Annotated in this window: 1 rRNA gene; it reads right to left on the bottom strand. The window is 55.3% G+C overall.

Annotated features, from left to right (window positions below):
* Window positions 1–43: 43 nt before the first annotated feature.
* Window positions 44–1,210 (bottom strand): 23S ribosomal RNA (locus AB0M22_RS45700); the annotation flags it as partial.

Raw genomic sequence — 1,210 nt, 5'->3', positions numbered from 1 at the left:
GTGTGTTGTTTCAGATACTGCACAGTGGACGCGTAGCTTCTTTGTTGGTAAGTCCTCGGCCGATTAGTACCAGTCACCTACACCCGTTACCGGGCTTCCAGTTCTGGCCTATCAACCCCATGGTCTGTGGGGGGCCTTAACCACTCGAAGGTGGTGAGAAACCTCATCTTGGAACAGGCTTCCCGCTTAGATGCTTTCAGCGGTTATCCCTTCCGAACGTAGCTAACCAGCAGTGCTCCTGGCGGAACAACTGGCACACCAGAGGTTCGTCCGTCCCGGTCCTCTCGTACTAGGGACAGCCTTCCTCAAGTTTCTGACGCGCGCGGCGGATAGAGACCGAACTGTCTCACGACGTTCTAAACCCAGCTCGCGTGCCGCTTTAATGGGCGAACAGCCCAACCCTTGGGACCTACTCCAGCCCCAGGATGCGACGAGCCGACATCGAGGTGCCAAACCATCCCGTCGATATGGACTCTTGGGGAAGATCAGCCTGTTATCCCCGGGGTACCTTTTATCCGTTGAGCGACACCGCTTCCACTTGCCGGTGCCGGATCACTAGTCCCGACTTTCGTCCCTGCTCGAGCTGTCGCTCTCACAGTCAAGCTCCCTTGTGCACTTGCACTCGACACCTGATTGCCAACCAGGCTGAGGGAACCTTTGGGCGCCTCCGTTACATTTTAGGAGGCAACCGCCCCAGTTAAACTACCCACCAGGCACTGTCCCTGAACCAGATCATGGTCCGAGGTTAGAAGTCCAATACGATCAGAGTGGTATTTCAACGATGACTCCACAAACACTGGCGTGCCCGCTTCACAGTCTCCCACCTATCCTACACAAACCGTACCGAACACCAATACCAAGCTATAGTGAAGGTCCCGGGGTCTTTTCGTCCTGCCGCGCGTAACGAGCATCTTTACTCGTAATGCAATTTCGCCGAGTCTGTGGTTGAGACAGCTGAGAAGTCGTTACGCCATTCGTGCAGGTCGGAACTTACCCGACAAGGAATTTCGCTACCTTAGGATGGTTATAGTTACCACCGCCGTTTACCGGGGCTTAAATTCTCAGCTTCGCGCCGAAGCGCTAACCGGTCCTCTTAACCTTCCGGCACCGGGCAGGCGTCAGTCCGTATACATCGTCTTACGACTTCGCACGGACCTGTGTTTTTAGTAAACAGTCGCTTCTCACTGGTCTCTGCGACCACCCCCAGCTC

Source organism: Nocardia sp. NPDC051756 (genome assembly GCF_040681495.1).
Lineage (GTDB): Bacteria > Actinomycetota > Actinomycetes > Mycobacteriales > Mycobacteriaceae > Nocardia.
Note: the sequence above shows the minus strand (reverse complement) of the source record. Positions and strands in the feature narration are given on the sequence as shown.